A 2,859-nucleotide genomic window follows, 5' to 3' on the forward strand; every position below is an offset into this window, starting at 1 on the left:
AAAATGCGCTCCGTCCAATGGCAAGGAGTCCATTTAGCCCTCTCCCGCAAGCGGGAGAGGGTTGGGTGAGGGTCTTCTTTCTTCTTCTTTCTCATCCATCCGATCGAAGACTTAGGAAGAGCGCGCGCGACCGGATTTAGCTGCCAGCCCAACCCTTGCATCCCGACGCTCCGGGGCTAAGAGGGCGCAGCGCTTTCGCAGGGGACTTTACTTGGCCACGCCGTCCAAACCCGACCGCCCGATTTCGCCCCACCTGACGCATTATCGGTGGGGTCCGCACATGCTGGTGTCGATCCTTCACCGCGCCACCGGCGACGGTCTCGCGATCGTCGGCGGATTGCTGTTCACCTGCTGGCTGGCGGCGCTCGGCGGCGGCAAGGAAAGCTACGACTGGTTCGTGTCCTGGTTCTCGGGCGGATACTGGAGCATCCTGGGCTATGTGCTCGGCGTCGGGCTCAGCTGGTCGCTGTTCCAGCATATGATGAGCGGCATCCGGCACTTCTTCCTCGATGCCGGCGCCGGCTATGAGCTCAAGACCAACAAGACCGGATCGATCCTGACGATCGTCTTCTCGGTCCTCATCACTCTTCTGTTCTGGGGCGTGCTGCTCAAGGACGTCATCCTCGGAGTCGCCAAATAATGGGCCAGGGCACCGAACTCGGCCGCGTCCGCGGTCTCGGCAGCGCCAAGGAAGGCGCGCATCATTGGTGGCGCCAGCGCATCACCGCCGGATCGAACCTGTTCCTGTTGATCTGGTTCATGATCTCGCTGACCCGGCTCGGCGGGTTCGATTATGAGACCGTCCATGCCTGGATCGCCTCGGCCTGGGTCGCGGTGCCGCTGCTCCTGCTGGTGATCTCGACCTGCTGGCACGCGCGGCTCGGCCTGCAGGTGCTGATCGAGGATTATCAGCACGACGAAAGCCGCGTCGTGACGATCGTCCTGATCGAATTCTTCCTCGCGGTGATCGCGGTCACCGCCATTTTCTCGATCCTGCGCGCGGCGCTGGCGGGGGCGTAATGAGCGACAGCTACAAGATCATCGATCACACCTATGACGCCGTCGTGGTGGGCGCCGGCGGCTCGGGGCTGCGCGCGACCATGGGCGTCGCCGAAAGCGGCCTCAAGACCGCCTGCATCACCAAGGTGTTCCCGACCCGCAGCCACACCGTCGCAGCGCAGGGCGGCATCGCCGCCAGCCTGGGCAATATGGGTCCGGATCACTGGACCTGGCACATGTTCGACACCGTCAAGGGGTCGGACTGGCTCGGCGACCAGGATGCGATCGAGTACATGGTGCGCGAGGCGCCGGCCGCGGTCTACGAACTCGAACATGCCGGCGTCCCGTTCAGCCGCACCGATGCGGGCAAGATCTATCAACGCCCGTTCGGCGGCATGATGCAGAATATGGGCGAAGGCCCGCCCGCGCAGCGCACTTGCGCCGCGGCCGACCGCACCGGCCATGCCATGCTCCACGCGCTCTATCAGCAGAGCCTGAAGTACGACGCCGATTTCTACATCGAATATTTCGCGCTCGACCTCATCATGGAAGGTGGCGAGTGCAAGGGCGTGATCGCGCTCTGCATGGAAGACGGCTCGATCCACCGCTTCCGCAGCCATGCGACGGTGCTGGCGACCGGCGGCTATGGCCGCGTCTATCAATCGGCGACCAGCGCCCATACCTGCACCGGTGACGGCGGCGGGATGGTGCTGCGCGCGGGGCTGCCGCTGCAGGACATGGAATTCGTCCAGTTCCACCCAACCGGCATTTACGGCGCCGGCGTGCTGATCACCGAGGGTGCGCGCGGTGAGGGCGGTTACCTGACCAATTCCGAAGGCGAGCGCTTCATGGAGCGCTATGCCCCCTCGGCCAAGGACCTTGCCAGCCGCGACGTCGTCGCGCGCTCGATGGCCGCCGAGATCCGCGAAGGCCGCGGCGTCGGCGCCAACAAGGACCATATCTATCTGCATCTGGATCATATCGATCCCAAGGTGCTGCACGAGCGGCTTCCCGGCATCACCGAAACCGGCAAGATCTTCGCCGGCGTCGACCTGACTCGTCAGCCGCTGCCGGTCACGCCGACGGTCCATTACAATATGGGCGGCATCCCGACGAACTATCATGGCGAAGTCGTCCACCTGAAGGATGGCGATCCCGATGCGGTCGTCCCCGGCCTGTTCGCGGTCGGCGAGGCGGCCTGCGTCTCGGTCCACGGCGCCAACCGGCTGGGATCGAACTCGCTGATCGATCTGGTCGTGTTCGGCCGCGCGACGGGGAAGCGCATCGCCGAGATCATCCGCAAGGATTCGAAGCACGGCACCGTCGTGACCGCCGCCGACGATCAGGCGATCGAACGGCTCGACCATTTCCGCAACGCCAAGGGCGCCCGGCCGACCGCCGAAATCCGCGCCGACATGCAGCGCACGATGCAGAAGCATTGCGCGGTGTTCCGCGACACCGCGTTGCTCGACGAAGGTGTCGGGCATATGGATCAGGTCTACAAGTCGCTCGCCGACGTCGCCATCACCGACCGCTCGCTGATCTGGAACACCGACCTGGTCGAGACGCTCGAGCTCGACAATCTGCTCGGGCAAGCGGTCGTCACCATCCGCGGCGCCTCGAACCGCAAGGAGAGCCGCGGCGCGCATATGCACGAGGATTTCCCCGAGCGCGACGACAAGAACTGGATGAAGCACACCATCGCCACGTTCGACGGCTGGGGCGGCAAGGGCGGCAGCGTCTCGCTCGATTACCGCCCGGTGCACGACTACACGCTGACCGACGACATCGAGTACATCAAGCCGAAGAAGCGGGTTTATTGAGCGAAAAGCCCTCTCCCGCTCGCGGGTGCGCCGGGTC

General features: G+C 64.6%; 3 protein-coding genes. All 3 read left to right on the forward strand.

Going from position 1 to position 2,859, the window contains the following annotated elements; all coding sequences use genetic code 11:
- The first annotated feature begins 211 nt into the window (after nucleotides 1-211).
- Genes sdhC through sdhA form a run of 3 tightly spaced genes read left to right on the forward strand, consistent with a single transcriptional unit; the run spans nucleotide 212 to nucleotide 2,822 of the window.
- Nucleotides 212-640: a succinate dehydrogenase, cytochrome b556 subunit gene (gene sdhC / locus SAS01S_RS21795; RefSeq protein ID WP_066813300.1), complete on the forward strand. Its 429-nt coding sequence runs from the start codon at nucleotides 212-214 to the stop codon at nucleotides 638-640.
- On the forward strand, nucleotides 640-1,020 hold the full coding sequence (gene sdhD / locus SAS01S_RS21800; RefSeq protein ID WP_066813301.1) for a succinate dehydrogenase, hydrophobic membrane anchor protein: 381 nt from the start codon (nucleotides 640-642) through the stop codon (nucleotides 1,018-1,020). Before sdhC ends, sdhD begins: the two co-directional genes overlap by 1 nt.
- A complete protein-coding gene (gene sdhA, locus SAS01S_RS21805; protein ID WP_066813302.1) occupies nucleotides 1,020-2,822 on the forward strand; it encodes a succinate dehydrogenase flavoprotein subunit in 1,803 nt (600 codons plus the stop codon). The genes sdhD and sdhA overlap by 1 nt, the downstream gene beginning before the upstream one ends.
- The last annotated feature ends 37 nt before the right edge of the window (nucleotides 2,823-2,859 follow it).

Origin of the sequence: Sphingomonas asaccharolytica NBRC 15499, assembly GCF_001598355.1 — a bacterium.
Classification (GTDB): domain Bacteria; phylum Pseudomonadota; class Alphaproteobacteria; order Sphingomonadales; family Sphingomonadaceae; genus Sphingomonas; species Sphingomonas asaccharolytica.

Bases quoted from the DNA above. Each gene is read 5' to 3' on its own strand.
- sdhD (WP_066813301.1), top strand. From the start codon at position 640: ATGGGCCAGGGCACCGAACTCGGCCGCGTCCGCGGTCTCGGCAGCGCC.
- sdhA (WP_066813302.1), top strand. From the start codon at position 1,020: ATGAGCGACAGCTACAAGATCATCGATCACACCTATGACGCCGTCGTG.